The organism is Bradyrhizobium sp. BWC-3-1, from assembly GCF_032917965.1.
GTDB lineage: Bacteria > Pseudomonadota > Alphaproteobacteria > Rhizobiales > Xanthobacteraceae > Bradyrhizobium > Bradyrhizobium canariense_D.
The window spans coordinates 5,641,459-5,660,329 of record NZ_CP136625.1 but is presented as its reverse complement, the minus strand read 5'-3'; the positions used below and the strand labels follow the sequence as shown (position 1 = coordinate 5,660,329).

General features: G+C 57.8%; 19 protein-coding genes. 12 read left to right on the top strand and 7 right to left on the bottom strand.

Annotated elements, in window-relative coordinates:
• Window positions 1-4 precede the first annotated feature (4 nt).
• The 8 genes from RX329_RS27670 to RX329_RS27635 all read left to right on the top strand — a co-directional run bounded on the left by RX329_RS27670 (window position 5) and on the right by RX329_RS27635 (window position 8,642).
• Window positions 5-1,843 carry a pilus assembly protein TadG-related protein gene (locus RX329_RS27670; RefSeq protein WP_317244530.1) on the top strand — a complete coding sequence of 613 codons (1,839 nt, stop codon included), beginning with the start codon at window positions 5-7 and terminating at the stop codon, window positions 1,841-1,843.
• Between the two features lie 184 nt (window positions 1,844-2,027).
• A complete protein-coding gene (locus tag RX329_RS27665; RefSeq protein WP_317244529.1) occupies window positions 2,028-3,221 on the top strand; it encodes a hypothetical protein in 1,194 nt (397 codons plus the stop codon).
• Between the two features lie 125 nt (window positions 3,222-3,346).
• Window positions 3,347-4,735: a CpaF family protein gene (locus RX329_RS27660; protein WP_317244528.1), complete on the top strand. Its 1,389-nt coding sequence runs from the start codon at window positions 3,347-3,349 to the stop codon at window positions 4,733-4,735.
• 3 nt (window positions 4,736-4,738) lie between these two features.
• Window positions 4,739-5,698 (top strand): type II secretion system F family protein, encoded by a 960-nt coding sequence (locus RX329_RS27655; protein WP_317244527.1) that lies wholly within the window; start codon window positions 4,739-4,741, stop codon window positions 5,696-5,698.
• A 35-nt stretch (window positions 5,699-5,733) separates the two neighbouring features.
• Window positions 5,734-6,627 carry a type II secretion system F family protein gene (locus tag RX329_RS27650; protein WP_317244526.1) on the top strand — a complete coding sequence of 298 codons (894 nt, stop codon included), beginning with the start codon at window positions 5,734-5,736 and terminating at the stop codon, window positions 6,625-6,627.
• Window positions 6,628-7,012: 385 nt separating this feature from the next.
• Window positions 7,013-7,555, top strand: coding sequence for a tetratricopeptide repeat protein (locus tag RX329_RS27645; RefSeq protein ID WP_317244525.1), 543 nt, complete (start codon window positions 7,013-7,015; stop codon window positions 7,553-7,555).
• A 131-nt stretch (window positions 7,556-7,686) separates the two neighbouring features.
• Complete coding sequence (locus RX329_RS27640) at window positions 7,687-8,169, top strand: hypothetical protein (RefSeq protein WP_317244524.1); 483 nt, start codon at window positions 7,687-7,689, stop codon at window positions 8,167-8,169.
• A 5-nt stretch (window positions 8,170-8,174) separates the two neighbouring features.
• A complete protein-coding gene (locus RX329_RS27635; RefSeq protein ID WP_317244523.1) occupies window positions 8,175-8,642 on the top strand; it encodes a prepilin peptidase in 468 nt (155 codons plus the stop codon).
• Between the two features lie 529 nt (window positions 8,643-9,171).
• On the opposite strand, the gene RX329_RS27630 is transcribed toward RX329_RS27635, so the two are convergent.
• Entirely contained in the window at window positions 9,172-9,378 is a 207-nt protein-coding gene (locus tag RX329_RS27630) for a DUF5658 family protein (RefSeq protein WP_317244522.1), read from the bottom strand.
• Window positions 9,379-9,774: 396 nt separating this feature from the next.
• Here RX329_RS27630 and RX329_RS27625 point away from each other — a divergent pair, with 396 nt between their 5' ends.
• The gene (locus RX329_RS27625; protein ID WP_317244521.1) at window positions 9,775-9,975 is read left to right on the top strand and encodes a hypothetical protein; all 201 of its coding nucleotides are present in this window, start codon (window positions 9,775-9,777) and stop codon (window positions 9,973-9,975) included.
• A 495-nt stretch (window positions 9,976-10,470) separates the two neighbouring features.
• Here the strand turns inward: RX329_RS27625 and RX329_RS27620 are convergent, their stop codons facing one another.
• The 4 genes from RX329_RS27620 to RX329_RS27605 are packed head-to-tail and all read right to left on the bottom strand — an operon-like array spanning window position 10,471 to window position 13,060.
• Window positions 10,471-10,956: a hypothetical protein gene (locus RX329_RS27620; RefSeq protein WP_317244520.1), complete on the bottom strand. Its 486-nt coding sequence runs from the start codon at window positions 10,954-10,956 to the stop codon at window positions 10,471-10,473.
• Window positions 10,931-11,068, bottom strand: a complete 138-nt coding sequence (locus tag RX329_RS27615) for a hypothetical protein (RefSeq protein WP_317244519.1) — start codon at window positions 11,066-11,068, stop codon at window positions 10,931-10,933. Before RX329_RS27615 ends, RX329_RS27620 begins: the two co-directional genes overlap by 26 nt.
• Entirely contained in the window at window positions 11,065-12,252 is a 1,188-nt protein-coding gene (locus RX329_RS27610; RefSeq protein WP_317244518.1) for an ERF family protein, read from the bottom strand. The genes RX329_RS27615 and RX329_RS27610 overlap by 4 nt, the downstream gene beginning before the upstream one ends.
• A complete protein-coding gene (locus tag RX329_RS27605; protein WP_317244517.1) occupies window positions 12,236-13,060 on the bottom strand; it encodes a YqaJ viral recombinase family protein in 825 nt (274 codons plus the stop codon). Before RX329_RS27605 ends, RX329_RS27610 begins: the two co-directional genes overlap by 17 nt.
• A 64-nt stretch (window positions 13,061-13,124) precedes the next feature.
• On the opposite strand from RX329_RS27605, the gene RX329_RS27600 reads away from it, so the two are divergent.
• On the top strand, window positions 13,125-13,379 hold the full coding sequence (locus tag RX329_RS27600; protein WP_317244516.1) for a helix-turn-helix transcriptional regulator: 255 nt from the start codon (window positions 13,125-13,127) through the stop codon (window positions 13,377-13,379).
• 2,356 nt (window positions 13,380-15,735) lie between these two features.
• Here the strand turns inward: RX329_RS27600 and RX329_RS27595 are convergent.
• Window positions 15,736-16,560, bottom strand: a complete 825-nt coding sequence (locus tag RX329_RS27595) for a hypothetical protein (protein WP_317244515.1) — start codon at window positions 16,558-16,560, stop codon at window positions 15,736-15,738.
• A 635-nt stretch (window positions 16,561-17,195) separates the two neighbouring features.
• Here RX329_RS27595 and RX329_RS27590 point away from each other — a divergent pair.
• Window positions 17,196-17,495, top strand: coding sequence for a hypothetical protein (locus RX329_RS27590; protein ID WP_317244514.1), 300 nt, complete (start codon window positions 17,196-17,198; stop codon window positions 17,493-17,495).
• Window positions 17,496-17,822: 327 nt separating this feature from the next.
• Window positions 17,823-18,047, top strand: a complete 225-nt coding sequence (locus tag RX329_RS27585) for a hypothetical protein (RefSeq protein WP_317244513.1) — start codon at window positions 17,823-17,825, stop codon at window positions 18,045-18,047.
• Window positions 18,048-18,154: 107 nt separating this feature from the next.
• On the opposite strand, the gene RX329_RS27580 is transcribed toward RX329_RS27585, so the two are convergent.
• Complete coding sequence (locus tag RX329_RS27580) at window positions 18,155-18,493, bottom strand: hypothetical protein (RefSeq protein ID WP_317244512.1); 339 nt, start codon at window positions 18,491-18,493, stop codon at window positions 18,155-18,157.
• Window positions 18,494-18,871 lie beyond the last annotated feature (378 nt).

The following is an 18,871-nucleotide window of genomic DNA, read 5'->3' as shown; positions in this document are numbered from 1 at the left end:
GCCGATGACAGTCTATTTTGAGCGCCTGCGCCGGTCTGTCAGCACCTTCTGGGCCGATACTACCGGCGTCATGCTGCCCTATGTCGCGCTGATGATGGTCGTGTTCATCGGCCTGGGCGCGCTCGCGCTGGACGGCGGCCGGGCCCTGAGCATGCAGACACAGATGCAGGCGATGGCCGATGGCTGGGCATTGGCCGGCGCACGCGAGCTCAACCAGCAAAGCGGCGCGATCACGCGGGCAACCAACGCCATTAACAACATGGTGACCACGAACGCACTGACCGGGTTGGGTTACAGCGGCAGCTTCACGCACAGCGTAAACTTCTACAGCTCGTTGAACGCGGCGAACGTTGGGGGTGGGATTACGACGACCGATGATCTGCAGGCCAGATATGTCCGCGTCATTGTGAATCCAGTGACAGTCTCGACGATGTTTCCCATTTCATTCTTCAAGGCCGGCGGCTCCAATAGCTTTAGCGCAGGCGCGCAGGCGACTGCCGGGTTCACCAGCCAGACCTATTGCGACATCCCGCCCGTATTCATCTGCAACCCCTACGAAACGGCGGGAATGACCGACAGCCAGGCGACGGCGGCGCTTAGAACAAATATCGCGCTGCCCTCAGTCCAGCGGAAGCAGGTGCGGCTTGATCCGGCCAAGTCTGGCCCTGGCCAATTTGGCTATCTAGTGCCGCCCGACGGCTGCACCGGAGCGAGTTGTCTCGAGGACTGGATTGCGCAGGCAAAGCCGAAGGCCTGCTATCAATCAGCCAGCGTGGACTTGAACACAGGTTATAAAGCCTCGGTGACCGACGGCTTCAATGTCCGTTTTGATATTTACAAGGGCAATCTAAAGAAATACCAGAATTCTGCGGCCTACGCACCAGCCACCAATGTTCGTCAGGGGCATGTCAGAAGCGCCTGCAATTCAACAGCCGGAACTCCATATCCATTTTTGAGCCAAACCGCAGCGTCAACTGGCGCCATTTACCCCAACGCAACGACAACGACCGCGACGGGTGACTTCGACAATACCGGCAATTCGAATTGCAGCAATAGTGGAAACAAATCCTGCGTTATTAAGAATGTTTCGCCAGCCATCGTTTCGCAAGTTTATGGCTGGATCGCTGCCGGTTTGCCGGTCTCGGTCGTCGCCACCACGGTAGGCGCGGGATCGACGATCGACAAAGCCTGCCGTCCGGCTGATGTTGGAACGGCGCCATGTTCGAATGCCGGCGCAGGGGCGAACACGCTCATCATGCATGCTCCGGCAAATGTAAAGCAGGCGGGCGTCTCCATGACCGTGGGTCTCTCGCTTAGCGGCCTGCCTATGGACACGAACCTGTATAACAACACATTGACTTTCGGAAACGGTCAGTGGGATTGCGATAGCTATTGGCGCATCAATCATCCTGGCGTGGCAAAGCCAGCCGATATTGCCAGTGGGTGCCTCGGCGCTGCGAGTACGACAGTATCCCGTTATAGTGTTTATCTCTCCGAAATTAACAATAATCTTGTGAGCAACTTCTCACTTCCGGGAAGTACGCTAAAAAACGGGGAGAACGGGGCACCTACCTGCTCGTCAACCGGCGGCGTCGCGGCGTCGCCGACACAAACCGACAGGCGCGTCATCTTTTCCGCCGTCATCAATTGTCTGGCCCAAGGACCCTTTGGCGGCGGTCAGACCGCGAACAATATACCGGTGGCGGGCTTTGCGAAATTCTTCATGAGCCAGCCTATTGGTGCCAATGGGGATGGGACGGGCTACATTTATGGTGAGATGTCTGGATTGGTCGGATCGCTCGATGAAGTCCAGATCCTCAATCAGGTTCAGCTCTATCGTTAGGGAGCCTCGGTTAACGTCCCCTGTTTTCAGTGCGCGCCCTTAAGGCTAATTTCCTTTTTGGCGACTTTTCCCGGATTTTGCTTGCCGTGACGTTGGTTGTGATGGACGATATTAACTTGAGAGCACGTGCCTTGTTAACTGCGCCAAACAGGCGCCGCCGCCCCTTGGCGAACTAGTTGGAACGATGCAGATTTTTCTCTTCAATGCCGGTGTCGACCCGAACCAGCTGAAAGACCTTGAAGGGCGCGTCCGCCTTAAGCTGCCCGATCTGCAGCTCGCCAGCCGTATGGAAGAGATCACCAAGGCCCTGCCGAAGACTGCGGGAGGTGACGCCGAACTTGCCTGCATCCTGTTCCCCGTCGTGCTGAATGCGTCGGAGTCATTCGATCGCATGGTTTCGATCGCAACCGAATTTCGGGACAGGCTGTTCTTTATCTTCATCAGCGACGATGACATCCCGGCCAGCGATTACAAACGGCTGGTGCAAACCGGCGGGGCCGACTGGGCCTCGACGCGCGGGGCACCGGAAGAAATCGTCGACATTATCGCGCGGATTGACAGGGGAGGCGGCGCCGCGGCCGAGGTCGTCGAGCCGACAGTGACAGAGCCGGTCATGGTGGCGTTCGTGCCAAGTGCCGGTGGGGTGGGCAACAGCACGCTCGCCATCGAAGTCGGCATTCAGATCAAGACTGGCAAGCGAACGCGAGACCGCCGTGTCTGCCTGCTCGATCTCGATATTCAGAGCAGCCATCTCTGCGATTATCTCGACACCGAGCCACGCATGCAGATCCAGGAAATAGCCGGCAATCCAGAGAGGCTGGATACGCAATTGTTCGGACTTTTCATAACGCACCACTCAAGCGGACTGGACGTTCTGGCGGCTCCGCGCAGCAAGGACCACCCGCCCGAGCTCTCCCCCGCGACACTCGAGGCGCTGTTCCGAATGATCGCTGCCCGCTACGACCTGATCTTGGTGGACCTCCCAGTGACTTGGTTCAACTGGACCCGCCAGTTGTTGTCGGCTGCGGAGGTTGTGCTAGTCTCAGGGTTGAATACGATTTCGGGGCTGCGTCAGGTCGCGGAAACGCTCGCCGCGGTGCGGACAGTGGAACGTGTGCCGCCGAAGATTGCCGTCGTGCTCAACCGGTGTGGACACCGGCTGGTCGGAGGGTTCGCCCGGCGAAATCACGTGAAGAATCTGCTCGGGTCGGAGGAAGTGTTTTTCATCCGAGAAGACACGGAAAATGCCATTCAGGCGGTCAATACGGGAATACCGATGGCGGTCCAGGGACAAGGCAAGATGAGCAAGGATATCGCGCCGCTCGCGCTGATCGCCTTTGAGGCCAAGCCATTTCCTCATGCGGTGTCTCGGCCGTAGATTTGCGGGCACATTTACCTCGTTGCGTTGTATAGCGTGACATGGGCTTAATGATTGGGTAACGTAAATTTTGCGGTGATTTTTGCTTGTTATAGCTTCGCAGCGTTAGTGAGCGAGTATTGTAGATGAGTATTTTCTTTTCTACTGGCGCAGCCGCCCGGGAGCGGCCCAATTCAAGCCTGCGCGTCAGCGCGCCGTCTCCTGTGGATGACGAGCGACTCTATCATGAGCTGATCGCCCAGCGCCCGGCGTTGCTGGACCAAAAAGTCAAGCTCCACGCAAAAATCATCGACGAATTCAATCTGGCTGTGCTGGAGCGGATGCCGCGCGAGGAGCTGGTCAACGAGATCCGGGTCTATGTTGGCGACTACGTTCGGGCCGAGAAGATCCCGCTCAATCAGCGCGAAATGCAGGCCTTCGTCGAAGACCTGGTCGACGAGATGATCGGGTTCGGCCCGATCGAGCCGTTGCTCAAGGATCCGACGATCACCGACATCCTGATCAACACGCACAAGAAATGTTTCGTGGAGCGGTTCGGAAAGCTCGAGGAAACCACCGTTCATTTCAAGGACGAGGGGCACCTGCTTCGCATCATTCACAAGATCGTTGCAGCCGTCGGCCGCCGGGTCGACGAGTCGTCGCCGACTGTGGACGCTCGCTTGCCTGACGGGTCACGCGTCAATGTGGCGATCCGGCCGATTGCCGTCGATGGACCCCTAGTGTCGATTCGCAAGTTCTCGAAGCGACCGTTCTCGATGGATCGTTTGATCGAACTGGGGGCGCTGCGGGTTCCGATCGCGGAGGTGTTGCAGGCGGCCGTTCACGGTCGGATTTCGATGATCATCTCTGGAGGGACGGGCAGCGGCAAGACGACGCTGCTCAATGCATTGTCTAGCCACATTCCGCCTGACGAGCGCATCATCACGATCGAAGACGCCGCCGAACTCCAGCTGCAACTGCCTCATGTCGGCCGCTTGGAAACACGCCCGGCCAACGCCGAAGGCAAGGGCGAATTGCGTCAGCGCGAACTGGTGAAGAACGCGCTGCGCATGAGGCCCGATCGCATCATCATCGGTGAGTGTCGTGGTGAAGAAGCGTTCGACATGCTCCAGGCGATGAATACCGGTCACGAGGGATCGATGACCACGGTCCACGCCAATACGCCGCGCGACGCGGTCAAGCGGCTGGAGCAGATGGTTGGCATGGCCGGCGCATCGATGACGATCGCGAGCGTCAGAAACCAGATCGCGTCAGCGGTGCGCATCATCGTCCAGCTGCAGCGTTTGACCGACGGAAGCCGCCGCGTCACCAGCGTGAGCGAGATTACCGGCATGGAAGGCGAGGTCCTGCAGATGCAGGAATTGTACAAATACGTCAAGGAATCCACCGATGAGCGCGGCATGATCCGGGGAAGCTTCAAGGCTACCGGCATTCGACCATCGTTTCTTGCTGATTTGAAGCACGCCGGCATCGATCTGCCGGCAAGCTATTTCGATCCAACGCGGCCTCTGTAACGCATGATCAACAACCAACTTTGGCTGATCTATGCCCTGATCTTCGGGGCGGTGCTGCTTGGCGTTCGCGCACTCTATTGGCTGGTATTCCGGTCGCGTGCGGAACGAAAAATCATCAACCGCCGCCTGTCACTCAGCAACGAGCTGAAGGACCCCGTCCAAGTGCTGGACGTTCTCCGCCGGGAACGAGGGTTCGGCGCCATCAGCGGCGTGGCGGGCCTGCAACGGCTCGACGAATTGATCGTGCAGAGCGGGGTAAAGCTCGACGCGCTCCGCAGTAGCGTCTGGATTGTGGCGCTGAGTGCCCTGTTTTACTTGCCGTTGGGGTTCTGGCTGAAGCTCGGTCCTTTGGCGCTCGCCATCGCGGTGCCAGCCGCGCTGCTGGTCGGATATGTCCTGCTCCGCATGGCGCGGGCGCGCCGCATCAGCCGATTCAGCGAACAGCTTCCCGAGGCGATTGATATTGTCGTCCGGGGCCTCCGGGCCGGACATCCGTTCCGCGTAGCGCTCGGCCTTGTCGCGCGCGAACTGCCCGACCCAATCGGGACGGAGTTCGGCATTTTAATCGACGAGGTCGGGTTCGGCCTGGATCAACAGGTTGCCGTGGATCATCTCGCTGCGCGTGTGGGCCAGGAGGATCTGACTTTCGTTTCCATCGCCATCAATATCCAAAGTCAGACCGGCGGCAACCTTGCAGAGATCTTGCAGGGCCTCTCGCGCGTGTTGCGCAACCGCGCGAAATTGCGCCTCAAAGTCCGCGCGCTGACATCGGAAGGTCGGCTGTCCGGTGTCTTCCTGTCGGTGATGCCGTTTATCCTTATCCTGGTCGTGAACCTGATCAGTCCCGGTTACTTTTCCGAGGTAAAGGATCATCCTCTGGTCGGACCCGCTGTCTTGGGCGGATTCTTGCTGTTGGCGATCGGAAATTATACGATTTATCGAATGGTCAATTTCAAGTTTTGAGCATGTTAGAATCCTCACCAGTAATCATCGCTCTCATGGCCTTCGCGGCCGTGAGCGGTTTGGTATTCGTCGCCGGCCAACATCTGATGAGAGAGATGAAGGTACAGCAACGGATTTCCGTTCCGATTGGGAAACAGGAAGTCGCTCCGGGGTTGCTGGATGGTCTCAACGCCGTCGTCCTGAAATATTTCAATGAGAAGCGCTTCAAGGTCGAGGGGCCCACGCGATCGAAGCTACGGCAGGAATTATTGCGCGCAGGGTTCTTCCACCCCGAGGCGATCAGCTACTACATATTCTGGCGAATCGGTCTCGTCGTCGGTTTGCCGCTACTCGGTTACTTGATCGCGATGATCCTGTTGCCTGAACAGAGCTCCCTCTTGAAGCTTGGGCTCGTCGCTTTGCTGACCGTCATCGCCATTTTCGGGCCGGATGCGTACATTGCCCGGCGTAAGCGGCTCCTGGCCGATGAATATGCGACAGCGTTCCCGGATCTGCTGGATTTGATGGTGGTCTGCGTCGATGCCGGCTTGGGTCTGGAGGCTGGCCTTGATCGAATTAGCGGCGAAATCATCAAAAAAAGCTACGCGCTCGGTATGAATCTGCTGCTTATGGGGGCGGAAACTCGGGCCGGCCGTAGCACGATAGATGCGCTTGCATCTTTCGCCGATCGACTTGGGGTTGATGCCGCCCGCGCTTTTGTGGGCACGCTCAGGCAGTCAATCGAACTGGGCAGCGATGTGGGTGATGCACTCCGCGTATTCAGCGAGGAGATGCGGGACAAACGCCTGTTGCGGGCGGAAGAGCAGGCCAACAAACTACCTGTGAAGATGGTTTTACCTCTCGGGGCGTGCATTTTTCCGGTAATTCTCTTGGTTATCTTGTTTCCGGTGATGGTAAAGCTAACAACGGTTTTCCGAGCCGTACATTAAGTTGGAAATGGCCTATGCGTCCCTATAGGGGACGCTGTTCCCGCGCGAGGCGTGCGAAGGAGCCCATCGACGGTCCCTTTGATGAGGCCGATTAGGATGGGAAGCACCTGAACCCCCGGTGATTTCGGGCTTACTGAGCCCCAAGATGCGGAATTCGCAAGGAATTAACAAAACAGCAACGCTGATTCTTGGATGGATGCTTCTGCGGCCCGAAAATCGGCGCGGGCTTCAAGCTCAATCAATGCGATGCGCGCATTTTCCCGCTGGCTGTTCTGCAACTATTTATCGCAAAGTTTTTGACTGTGCCTAAAGCGATACATTAAATTAGGTTGCGGTACAGTAAGCTCAGGGCAGCCCGGGGTGGTCCGGGTCGGGGGATGACACCATGCGGCGCGTACTGTTGTGGCTGGCGTGCGCTTCGGTGGCAACAGCGTTGGCCGCCTGCGAAACGACTCTTGATACCGTGCGTGATGCTTCCGTCGTGGCGCCGGTGAGCCCGGCTGGGCCTGACCCGGTGCAGGAGCCGACTGACGTCAAATACTACGCATCCGATGAGCCGGTCCGGATGGGTCTGGAGCATTTTAACCGTGGGAATTTCGGGCTCTCCCAGCGCTATTTCAAGGACGCTGTCGAAAAAGCTCCGAAGGACGTTACCGCGTGGGTCGGTTTGGCGGCGAGCTATGACCGGTTGCGGCGCTTCGATCTTGCCGACCAGGCTTACGCGCAAGCGATTCGGCTTGGGGGAGAGACCGTCCAAATTCTGAATGATCAGGGTTACTCACTGATGTTGCGGGGCAATCTGAACGGTGCCAGAAAGAAGTTCATGAAGGCCTACTCGCTGGACCCCGGTAACCCGATCATCGCCAATAACATCGAATTGCTCAACGGCAGCCGCAAGTTCATCGAAAGACCGCCGGAAAATCAGTGAAAACTGATCGAATTTACGAGTTTACCCGGTATTCAGTCCGTAGTCGGCGCTAGCTGTGGCTACGGACTTGGCTCACGCAGATCAGGGAACCTTTAAGACAAGTTAAACGTCTTTGACGTATGGCTTGTCTTATGAATCGGCTTTTCAAACTCCAATTTCTGGGACCGCTGGCGCTGTTTGTCACGACCCTGTGCGCCGAGCTTGCTGCGCGCGCCCTCGAATACGCGCCGAGTTCAGAGTTCCTCTGGTTCGTCAACTTGCGCATGTTCGGCATATTCCAGAGAAGTTATGCGGCCTTGAGCGAGGTCGTCGACGTTGAAGGTTTTCAGTTGTTCGGCATCGCGCTGCCCATCTTTGCGTTGGCATGTTTTGGCCTCTTTGCAAGGTCCAGGCTACCGCTGGCGCTGGCCACCCACCTTAGCTTTGCCTGTGCGGCCTTTCTGGTCATGTTCTGGCAAACGCCGGGGCCGCCCACCACCCAGGCGTCGCTCGTCGGGATTGCCGTTCCGTCCGGGGCAGGCTTCTACGTGCTGTCGAGCATCATGGGCACGTGCCTTCTATCGTTCGCGATCTCGCATCTGCTCTATATCCGCGCCGCGCGCGCAGAACTCTGACATCTGTGCCTTCCACCTGGGCAAATATCGTCCTCATCATCACCAGCGCGCTCCTGTTCTACGTCGCGTTGACGGATTTGCGGGAATACAAGATCCGCAATGACTTGATCCTGACATTGGCTGGCCTTTTTGTCCTTTACGCCGTGCTGACCGGTCACTGGGTTGTCTTAGGGTGGGATCTGGCGTTCACAGCTTTGATGTCTGTGGTGCTGCTGGCGCTTTATGGCACCGGCTGGATGGGCGGCGGTGACGTTAAGATTCTGATGGTGGCGTTTCTCTGGACCGGCTTATCCGGCGCGTTGCCGTTCGCCGTGCTACTGGCCCTGTTCAGCATCTTGCACAGTTTTGCCGCCAAATTTGGCTGGGTCAAAAGCGAGGTTACCGAAAGGGGTCGCAGGCGTATTCCATTCGCGCCTTCCATAGCGGGCGCATTGATCGGTACGTTCATGTTGCGGACCTTGTATTTTGCCTAGCATGCTTCAGGTAAGCAAGTTCGAGCCAAACCTTGACCGATGGTCGGATCGTCGCCGAAGGAGTGCTGGTAATACGGGACTCGCACAGCACCTCGTCTGACAGGTTAGGTGTGCTTGAGGATCGCCAGCCTCCGATCAACCGCGCAGCAGCGGCCGCCGCCGCTGATCATCGGCATCAGCCTCCGCGAATCGCTCCTCCAGGAACCGGCAATCCACCGTCCGTCCCAGCCTCACCAGCGGATGCTTCATGTGGCCACCTAATCGCGCTGGGACCGGAAAAGATACTGCTCTCCCGTCTCGCTCCGCTCCCCTGGTCGCATCCTATCTTCGCTGCGAGATCGCGGGTACGCGAGACAGGACGACTTCGCGACTACATCTAGTATTGGCAGCGCGCGGCATCAGTCGGCATCGTCGTCGGGCAATGGTTCGCTTGACGCCACGTGTGGACTGTGAGGTCGCCTGTGAGCGCTTCAGTGTGAATTTGCGATGATGAGTAGATTGTTCAGTACCGGCATACAGCAGAAAGCCATCACGAGAGCGATTTTGTAAGGATTATTGCTACGCCAAAGTAGCCACATCCGAGCTTCGGGATAAGCCACCAAGGACCTGGCAAGTTCTGAGCAATATGCATGAACGGGTTCAACTCGCCGAGGCCAAGATTGAGGATCATGTTGGTGGTGAATAGATCGGCAATCCCAAGCAGCAGGACGGAGAGCACCAGGAGCGCCTTGGCCAAGTAACCGCGGCCCAACATGATCTCGTAAGCGAATGCGACGCCCTCAGGGTCGTTCTGCTTAAATCAGGGCTGCGCGGCCTCCTTAGTCGCAAAGACCTTCAGGTGCTGTGGGTCGCCAACGTTCTTGCGCGTATTCGTATATATCCAGACTTTCATTTCATCCGCTCAAGGCATCGATATTTGCTGGACCTGCCATGTGCGCTGCACCGCCGGCTTGCCCAGGGCCGGTGGGAACCAATGACGGCAGGCGCGATTGTTAAGTCAAGGACTCTGACCCGTTAACGAAATAGTGAAGCCGCGAAAATTGATAGCGGCCACAATCATAGGTATATCTGAAGAATTGCTACTCGTTCTGCGCTTTCTCAAGACGATCTGTTCTCTTTTGCGAGGCAAACCATGGATTTGAAAACAGGCAGGATTGCAGCCGGCATTCGTTTCAAGATCAGCAAGCTCGGAACAATTCGTTGCCCAGAACTGGCTGGCAAGGTTGGCGTCGTTGTCGACGTAAGCCCCCGTACTACGGGCATCACCGTTCTGTTCGATGGTGCCCAACGACCAACCGTTCTGCACAGGGATTACATTAGCCCCCAGACCTGATCAGGCATTTACTCCTAACGAGGTACCTCGATTTAAGGGTCGTAGAGGTCACGCATCTTATTTCGCTCTGCGTACAGTCGCAATTTTGTCGCGACTTCGTACCCCATTTCCTCCAGTTTCCCTGCTGCAATCGGGTTGTAATCTCCACCACGGTCACCTTGGATGAGGGGCGAGGTCATGGAAATATTTCGCGCGGAGAAGATTTGCGTTGTCGCGGACAACTCCAGCAGAACCTGCGGCATCTGCGGCAAGAAAATGAAGCTTGTGCGAACAGTCGTGGACTCTGATAGCGGAGGCATCACCCACTTGTTTGAATGCGGGTGCGGAAAGCGCCTCTGGGACGACTGAGGCGCACCTCCCCAACGGGCGGGCCAGTAAGGTGTTCACCTCAACTTCGAGAGCAGCAGTCAACCCGTTCGCCTAGGCGAGACGGGCAAGCGACTATGATCACGCTCGAAACGTTCGAGACGGGAGCGTGCTACGTCAGGGGAAGTGCTACTCGGTTGCCCCACCACTGAGTTGCGTCATTGCCGCTGGCGCATCGCCCATCCGCGAGGCGCTGATTCCTGATCTCGCTGAGGAGCAGAATGCGTTTGGTTTGAGCGGCATTGAGCAGGCCCTCCAACAGCACGAACATCTCGCGCCCTGCACATAGACTTTGCTGTTGATGGCCTGTTGATCGAAGCCATAATTAGCGAGACGCGTGTCGATCTCGGTTGCAGCCGCTGCATCAATCCGCCAGCTGAGCGCGTTTTGCAACCTGTAGTACTCGGCGTCATCTTCGAACCGGGGAGCGATCCCGACCATGTCGATGCTGCGCGGCGCAGCTTCGATTGCTTTTTGACGATAGGTCTCTAGAAGCGTGTGGCGTAACAGGCGATAGCGTTGGATCTCCCAGGACAGTTCGGCGACATTGACGGCGAGCAGCCATTCAATGACGGATCGCGGCGCGAGGTCAGCGAAGATCGCCTGCCGCAGCATCTGGTAGGCGCGCGCCCGGCAGCAGCAATGGCGATGCCGTTAAGGCCTCAAACTCGACCGGCACCGCAGTCGCCTTGAGCTGGTGCGCGCTCGGGAATGGCGCGTTCATCATGGTGAGGCCTCCGAATCAAGATGCGTGGAGGAAGCCACGATCGCGATTGCGGCGGTGGTTTGATCGTGGACCGGACTTGCCGCCCACAGCTCCTGCGCGATAGGCAGGGGCGAGATCTGCAGGTTGGACCACCACGCGCGCTCGTTACCTTGCCGGTGCAGCTCCTGGTGATGAGCGCGGCACAAAGGAACCGTGAACTCGTCGCTGACCTTGCGGCCGAGAGCCGTGGGCTGAGCGAATTTCAGATGGTGGGCATCGCACGGGGTTCGCTGGCAGACCAGGCAGGACTGTCCGCGGACAAACAACAGGTGCGCCTTGCTGCGCTTGCGGGGCGGCTCCTTGGGATGGGCGAGCCCGTCTCCTTCGGCCACCGACAGCGACGGCTGCAGCGCGACCTCGGTGTCCGCTGCGGCCGCCGGGAGCGGCGCTCCCGACGGGCCTTGCTCTCGTCCCGCTGCTGCCGCTTGGTCTGCGAGGTCGACCGCGGGACGAGAGGCGTCCTCAAGCTTGCTCTGATAGGCGACCTCGATGATCCGGGCGTCCGCCGCCAGCAGGGTGTTCTTGAGCGGCAGGCTGGCCTTGGCCCAGGCGAGCAGGCCATCGCCCTCGTGCAGGGCTGCGAGCTGGCGCAACAGCCCCTCCCGGAGCTCCGCAGACTCTGGCGGCCCCAGCACCGGCGCCCGGTTGAGAACACCCTTGGCGGGCTTGGCTTTGGCGCCTGAGGCTGCCTGCGGCGCCGCGGCCGTCGGGGCTGCCACCGCGTCGGGCGCGTCGAGATCGTCTTCGCCGGTGATCCCGACCAGCGCGAACAGCGCATAGCGGCGGGCATAGGTCAGCGCCGCCCCCATGCGGTGCGGGGCCTCGACGTCCTTGAGTGCGCAGACCGGCCAGTCCGACGAGATCCATTCGCCGGAGGCATGCGCGAGCAGGGTGGTGAGGTGAATGGTGCCGGTGGACGCCTCGATGCGCGTGGTCTGGATGGTTGCGATCTCCTGCTGGCTCAGCGCCTTCCGAACGATGTCGAGGCCGCTTGCTAGGGAAGCATAACGAAAGGTTCGGTCTTCCTCCCGAGGGAATGGTGACCGGATGATTGCGGTCAGGGTCTTCTCCGGGTTGATCAGTTCGGCTTGGGCTCGAGCAAGGGCCGCTGCGATGATTCCGATACGCTCACTGCACTGATGCATGGGGACCTTCCACAGCCAATGCTTCGAAGCTGATCGCACCGGATCTTGAGCGCTTGGCCTTGATGCCGTGGCCAACGGCCTCCTTAGCGTCCTCAGGGACCAGCTTCTTCAATTCGGACTTGGCTAGTTCGTGATCCCCGTGAGCTTCGCGAGTCTGGAGATAGGTTGCCGCAAGCTCGGCCCACGAATTGGATGCGGTCATATTGACAATCTTGATCGCTTCCAACCGCGGGCGGGGCGTTTCGATATTGAACAACACTGGTGGCTCGCCGGTCTGGACGCAGCGCCAGAATTTCTTCTCGGCCGTCAGAAGAAGGTGTTGATAGAGCGGATCGGCGGAGACGGTCATCTCGACCCATTTGCCACCCCCGGTAATGATGGAGAGTACCGCCGATCGCGCTGCGATCACCCACATATTGTGCTGCAGCTGGGCCATATGTTTATCCGCGGCTGCTTCCTCGGAGAAATTCCAGGGCAGCATGAACTTGGCCTCAAACACGGCCCCGGTCTGCTCGACGCGACCATCGAGCGTCGCGCCCATCCATTTGTGGACGGGGTGCCGGACCTCGCGCTGCACATCTTCGACGGTGTGGCCGCTGTTGCGCTCGTACCAGCTGCGATTGAGGTCCTCGGTGATGGTGCCAAGTTGGACAATCAGCTCTTGGGTGAGGTCCTGAGGCGCAATTTCACCCCGCTTCTCGCGCCAGAGCCTGACGAGCTTGTCCTGATCATCCCCCATGATGATCCTAGCGTCGGATCCGCCAATGAATGTACGCCGATCGATTAGTCTGTTGGCAAGAGCTTGCATCGCTGTAATCCTCGCGCTCTGATTCATCTAATGTGATACTAAAAGTATCAAAGAGCGCAGTGCGATGTCAATACCAAAAGTATCAATCCGACAAATTAAAGCTGCTCGTGCTCTATTGGGTTGGTCTCAGGAGGATTTAGCGGAAGCTGCCGAAGTATCAATTCCAACGATCAAACGGCTGGAAGCCTCCGATGGGCCGCTCGGCGGTCGCGCCGAAACGACTACAAAGATTGTGAGCGCAGTGAGCTCGGCAGGCATCCAGTTCATCGAGGAGAACGGCGGCGGGGTGGGAGTTCGGCTACGGAAGTCATCGCGGTAGTTTCCGTGCTCCGGCCCGACAGCTTTTTCTCAGACGGCGTATTTTTATCCGAACTCGAAGAGCACGCCCTATCTTTCAAAGGGCTGGTATCTAAGCGAGCGGCGTTGCCGAACGCTTGGGCTACCGACATTATTCCAAGCAGCCTCATCACCGGGCACGTCAAACCGGGGTGCCGCTTCAAGATTGCATTGGGAGAACTTCAAGCATTGGCCAGAAGAGGTGAGCGGGTCGCCTCCGCCTCGCAATACTGCCGTTGATTCAAATCGCTACGCTTCCGTGCCTCGTGGTGCCCCGCGAAGCTTCACTCTGACGCGTCCACGCTCCGTTCACGAACCACCCGAGAGAAATGGACGCTTACGATCAGCCCGTGCATTTTCCCAAATCCCCCTATTGCGCGGGTGATTGTTGCTTTTGTTGGAGTTTAACGTCTGTGCCTGACGTGTACGCCACCAAAGCGAGGTTGTATGCCTGCCAAAGCGTGTGCCGGTCGATATCCGGGAAACACTTCAACACGAGCGGTTCGACATTATCGACTTGATACGCCTCCAAGCATTGAAGAATAACGCAGCTGACGTCTGCGATGCTGGGATGTTTCATTTCCATTCCTCCCGCATGTGGGCATCAGTTCGTTCCGCCGCCCAGCCCAATCCTGAATGCTGGGGCCATCTGGACGCTGCTTGGCGGTAGTGAGATCACCGAGCATCTGAGCCTGGAACAATCCAGCAATCAGGTCTGTTCGCTTTTGGACACTGGCGGCACTGTTCCATGGTACCCGCCTAAATGCCTCATCATAGCGAACGCGAGCCCGCTTTTCGGTTGGCCATCTTGGTCCCGTCTGTCTGCAAATCGAGGCTGAGAACAGATCGCGTCCGGGTGCGGCGATACAAGCGTGTGAGAACTGGACGTTATCGGATTGTCCCGGCTCGCGGCCGGGCAGATTCCCTGTTCGCTATCGAAAATTCCCTGCTCCGATTTCGACGCCAGCGCGCCGCGACGCTTGGATCTGTTGGGTTGCTCAAGTACTTCGGCCAATTCTCTTCATCGGTTTCCCTCGCAATGTGGCGTTTTCCCTATAATTGCTTGACGTTTGCCCCTTGGTTTGGTTTCCGATGGGGCGGGTGACAGGGAACGTTGGCCAGCTGCTGGTCAGTTGGCTCCCGAGCACGGCATCAGCCTGGCGACTATCCTTTGTGAGGATGATGATCACGCGTTTCTGATCGCAAACCTCAAACCCCCTTAGGCCGCCCTTTGAACCTCATCGCTTCCCAGACCGACGACCAGAATGGTGTCCCGAGGACCGCCTTAGAATGAAGGTGCCAAATGGTCCCATCGTTTCATAATGCCGATAGACCCACCCACCGGCGCGTGATGGCAGTTGGCTTGGTGTTTTCTCTGGCGTTCATCGCGATCAGCTTTTGGCTGCGACCGCAGCCGGCTGAGGATCGAGTGCTGGTGAAAGCGGACCGCCTGGTGCGCACCGCGGGCGAACCGACCAAGGCGAGATAGTTTCGCCAACGGTCCGACGGGCTTTCAGCTATCTAAATGCTCGCGGCCCGACGCGTTTTTGTCCGGTGATCGCGCGCGCCGGGCCTGACCATTCCCCGCTTCCCCCGTGAGGTTTGGCTGAACCGAGCATAAACCGATTCTCCGAGCGCTCATATTCGGCTGTTAGGGGAAGGGCAACAAGGTGAATACGGACGCACAAGGGATCGAACTTCGACCTCTCCCGCGTGTAAGTAGGCTAGCGGGCTGAATTATAACGATCTTTCGATATTGCGCGTTACTCCCCCAGCGTTCCCGTAATCTCACCGGTCAATCTCAACATGGTCGTGGCCGCCTCGCTCGTCCATCTCGATGCCAGTGCTGCTGTGATGGTCGAGCTAGAACTTGGAAATGCGCCTCAACTTGCCCGGCTCGCCAACGTGGAGACTCTCGGCTCTCCGAAAGATCGGGTATGCAGGTTTTGGCTCGCGCCAAAAGCGATCTTAAGGACCAGCGGGGGTCTCGTAATCGGCCGGGTCCCGGTGTGAAAACCAAACCGATCCTCGACGAAACCTGCAGAGCGCCAGTCAGCCGAACGGAGGCCGCTTTCCCGTAAGTCTCCAGGCTCTCTTCGGTGGGGTGTCCAACCGTGACGCTGGATTGATGCTTAAACAGATGGCGGCGATGGCTACTCCTGACATTAGATCTTGCACCAGCGCCTTCATCGACGTCGTGGTTCGCGATTTGAAGGAGCATGGGGTCTTGCTGGACGCGCGCCGCTGCGTCGCATTCAGAGAAATGATGGCGGGCCTTTACCCGCCTTGGCTTGGTTGCCGATGGAGGCGGGCCGGCCGGGACGTCGGCCAGCTAAGGCTCAATTCGGTCCAAGCACAGCGTCAGCCTGCCGACTGTCCTTGCTGACGATGATGATCGTGCCGTTTCTGATTGCAAACCTCGCGCCGATCAGTTTCCGCACCTTCTCCGTGACCGGAGACGGGAATGGAATCGTCGGCCCCGTGATGGGATCGCCGACCTTGATGGACTCAGTCGCGGAGCCTGCGATTGGGGCGGGCTTGATATAGTCTCGGATCAACTGAATCTCTTCGCGCGATAGGTTGAGCGAAGCCCGCTCAGGACGAGTTTCCGCCGGCGGCTTCGGTGTTTCACTGCTTGGCTTGTCACGTGCCTCGTTGGCGCTCGCGATCTGATCAAGTCTGGCTACGCGCAGCTTAAGCGCAATGATGTCGCGTTGCAGGATCGCGATGTCCGCTTTGAGCGACTTGACTTGCATGAAGACTATGGTCGCAGAAACGCAGATGACGATAACGACAACGCTCAGTAATGCGAGCAACCATCGCTCGATATTTGCGATCGGCCTTGCGGTCAGCTCGGGAAGTTGTTCGCGCTGGAGGTGCCCGCGCCAGATGCGGCGTGCTCGCTGCATCCACATCGCAATTGCGGTTACACGTCCGGACTCCTCCACCCCGGAATCGAAGTTCGCGGACGACAGGGCAGGGGCCTCTTGGGGCGGATGAATTATGGGCGCACTGTCATTTCGATCGGAGAGTGGCTCCGGCTCTCGGTCCTCGGCGACGTGATCATCCGCGGGTGGATGAGCGACGGCGTGCGGAAGAGTGCGGGACAGATCATCCTCCACGTGGTGATTGAGCCGGCCGGTATCCGTTCTCGATAGAGCCATCTATGAACTTCAGCAGTTGGGTCGTCGGGGCATCAAAGAGGGCACCAGACGATCGTTTTGCATGCTGCGCGTTTTCGCGCGGACCTGAAAACCCCCTCCAGCGTACACGTAAAGCGTGCCGATAAGCGAGGCCGATGTCAATTGAGGACAAGGGCAGCAGCAATGGATCGGGTTATCGGCCCAAACACCTTGCATTTCGTCAAATCTCCAAGGATCTTTCGATGCCCGGATTGCCTTTGAATGTTTAGGCGAATGCACCAAATACAGCGGCTTCGCAATTTCGACGCGATCCGGCTAGTAGCAGCGGCCTCCGTGATATTTTCTCGCGCTTTTCTTATTGCCGATGGGCACGAGTAGAACGAGCCGCTCTCATTGCGAGTGAGATATATTGCTATATTCTTCTTTTTGTTTTCGCTGCCCTTAATCTGGTAGTTCTGCCGGTCGCCATATTTGGCCTCTTAGCTGGAACCGTATTGTTCGCCTTTATTCTTAGCGGCTGGCTGCCGCTCAGCAGCGTGGGCGAAAACTGCTTTACACCGTCCCGTCATTCTGTGCGGGCGTGGCCACGTACTTAGTGCGCGAACGGTTCAAGTTGTCGCGAAATATCGCTGTAGGCTTTCGCCCTTTTCCTGTTGTTGGCCGCTCCCACCGGCTGGCTGCTGGTCCTGTTTCCGATCCTTGCTGCTTATCCCATTATCTACTTTGGTCTATCGAACACGCCGTGGATGAAGGACGCGACCAAATTTGGTGATCTGTCCTATGGCACATATCTTTGCGGTTGGCCCATTGAGCAGGTTGTTCGTGGCGCAATTGGACCAATCTCTATCAGGATGGGCGCTTTGTTTGATTTCATTGCCGATAACGGTAGCGTGCGGCTGGGCCTCTTGGCATCTCGTCGAAAAGCACGCCCTATTTTTCAAGGGGTTGGTATCTAAGCGAGGGGCGTTGCCGAATCCTTAGGCTATCGACGCTATTTCGAGCAGCCCTCACCACAGCGCAGCGGCCGGCCGTGTCACCGACATCCGCAACGCGTCATCGCCGCACTGGCGCGGCTGACTGAAGCCGGAGAACCGCTGTCTCCTGCCGTTTTAAGGTTTATTATTCGGGCTTGCATCAGCTCGTTCCAAATCCGGAACGCTGGGAGGAAAAATCGCGGGCGTTGCAGATTTACAACCTGCACAGCCGTTTGAGATACTAAGCTCCTCCATTGAGATGACAAAGTATATTTCATTCTTAGTTCAATATGATCGGTGGGGCGGAAAATGTTTGACATCTATCGCAATGACAAGCGCGACTTGCTTGTTCTAGGTACAGGCTCTGCCTTACCCGTGCTTTACTCGGCACATAAGTGGCGCAAGAGCAGGAAACGAGTTCTCAAGGTCAGCGACGAAATCAAGTCAGCCGTTCAGGCACAAGGCTATTATGTTCGCAGTTTGCGCGCCACCAAAGAGCGGACGATTACATCGGAGAACACGCCATTTTTCTAGGTAGCGTGGTTGGCGCGATGACCTCAGCTCCGGGCTGAGGAACGGAGCTGAGGCCGTACGCTTCTACCAAAAGGTGACCGACTGTGCGAGGTTCGAACGTAAATAGCTTAGTTCGGGTTTCCTAATTCATCGTTACTACCGCTCAGAGCGGCGACGATGGCAGAATTGCCGGGTGGCTTTGTCGGCGGTGATCTCCTGGTCGCAGACCTGCTTGCAAACTTTGTCGAGGTGCCGGATGCGGGGTGACGTTGCTCGAACTTCATCAACCCGCTGGCCTCGCTCTCGGATGCAGTCCCGAGGCACTGCTCGCCGAAGTGTCCAGTTTGCTGCGGTCCCTTGGCGCACTCCTGAAAGAACAGCTCCACGAACTCGCAATCCTGCGAATTCCATGTTGCAGCCTGTGCCTGAGCGACCGCCAGTAATACCGACGCGAGCGTGAAACGCATTCCGACTCCTCCTTCGCGAGTTGGATGCGAAAGCCACCAGCCTTTGTTCGCAACTTGCGGCGACAGCCTTTCCGTGGTCTTGATCCGCTCCCTTATGTTATCGTCTCGCTCAAGCAAGCTTGCGAGGGCTTGGTCTTAGCTTCGCAGCCACCTTCCTCGACGCGCCTTGAAGGGGTTCACGATCATTTTCCATCAGGTCGCGCCAATCTTCACCCAGATTACATAAACGATTACGAACGCGGGAAGTGCAACCAAAAACCAAACCACGTTGTCCGCACCGCGGTCGGATGCAAACTCGCGGTTCTGCCATGAGGCACAATCGAGAAGACCCGACTTGGACGGATGCGTTTGGAGGCCCCCCTGAGAAGCTGCTTGATG

Coding starts and splice junctions, on each gene's coding strand:
- RX329_RS27670 (WP_317244530.1), top strand. CDS start 5: ATGACAGTCTATTTTGAGCGCCTGCGCCGGTCTGTCAGCACCTTCTGG.
- RX329_RS27665 (WP_317244529.1), top strand. CDS start 2,028: ATGCAGATTTTTCTCTTCAATGCCGGTGTCGACCCGAACCAGCTGAAA.
- RX329_RS27660 (WP_317244528.1), top strand. CDS start 3,347: ATGAGTATTTTCTTTTCTACTGGCGCAGCCGCCCGGGAGCGGCCCAAT.
- RX329_RS27655 (WP_317244527.1), top strand. CDS start 4,739: ATGATCAACAACCAACTTTGGCTGATCTATGCCCTGATCTTCGGGGCG.
- RX329_RS27650 (WP_317244526.1), top strand. CDS start 5,734: ATGGCCTTCGCGGCCGTGAGCGGTTTGGTATTCGTCGCCGGCCAACAT.
- RX329_RS27645 (WP_317244525.1), top strand. CDS start 7,013: ATGCGGCGCGTACTGTTGTGGCTGGCGTGCGCTTCGGTGGCAACAGCG.
- RX329_RS27640 (WP_317244524.1), top strand. CDS start 7,687: ATGAATCGGCTTTTCAAACTCCAATTTCTGGGACCGCTGGCGCTGTTT.
- RX329_RS27625 (WP_317244521.1), top strand. CDS start 9,775: ATGGATTTGAAAACAGGCAGGATTGCAGCCGGCATTCGTTTCAAGATC.
- RX329_RS27620 (WP_317244520.1), bottom strand. CDS start 10,956: ATGCTGCGGCAGGCGATCTTCGCTGACCTCGCGCCGCGATCCGTCATT.
- RX329_RS27615 (WP_317244519.1), bottom strand. CDS start 11,068: ATGATGAACGCGCCATTCCCGAGCGCGCACCAGCTCAAGGCGACTGCG.
- RX329_RS27610 (WP_317244518.1), bottom strand. CDS start 12,252: ATGCATCAGTGCAGTGAGCGTATCGGAATCATCGCAGCGGCCCTTGCT.
- RX329_RS27605 (WP_317244517.1), bottom strand. CDS start 13,060: ATGCAAGCTCTTGCCAACAGACTAATCGATCGGCGTACATTCATTGGC.
- RX329_RS27600 (WP_317244516.1), top strand. CDS start 13,125: ATGTCAATACCAAAAGTATCAATCCGACAAATTAAAGCTGCTCGTGCT.
- RX329_RS27595 (WP_317244515.1), bottom strand. CDS start 16,560: ATGGCTCTATCGAGAACGGATACCGGCCGGCTCAATCACCACGTGGAG.
- RX329_RS27585 (WP_317244513.1), top strand. CDS start 17,823: ATGTTTGACATCTATCGCAATGACAAGCGCGACTTGCTTGTTCTAGGT.
- RX329_RS27580 (WP_317244512.1), bottom strand. CDS start 18,493: ATGCGTTTCACGCTCGCGTCGGTATTACTGGCGGTCGCTCAGGCACAG.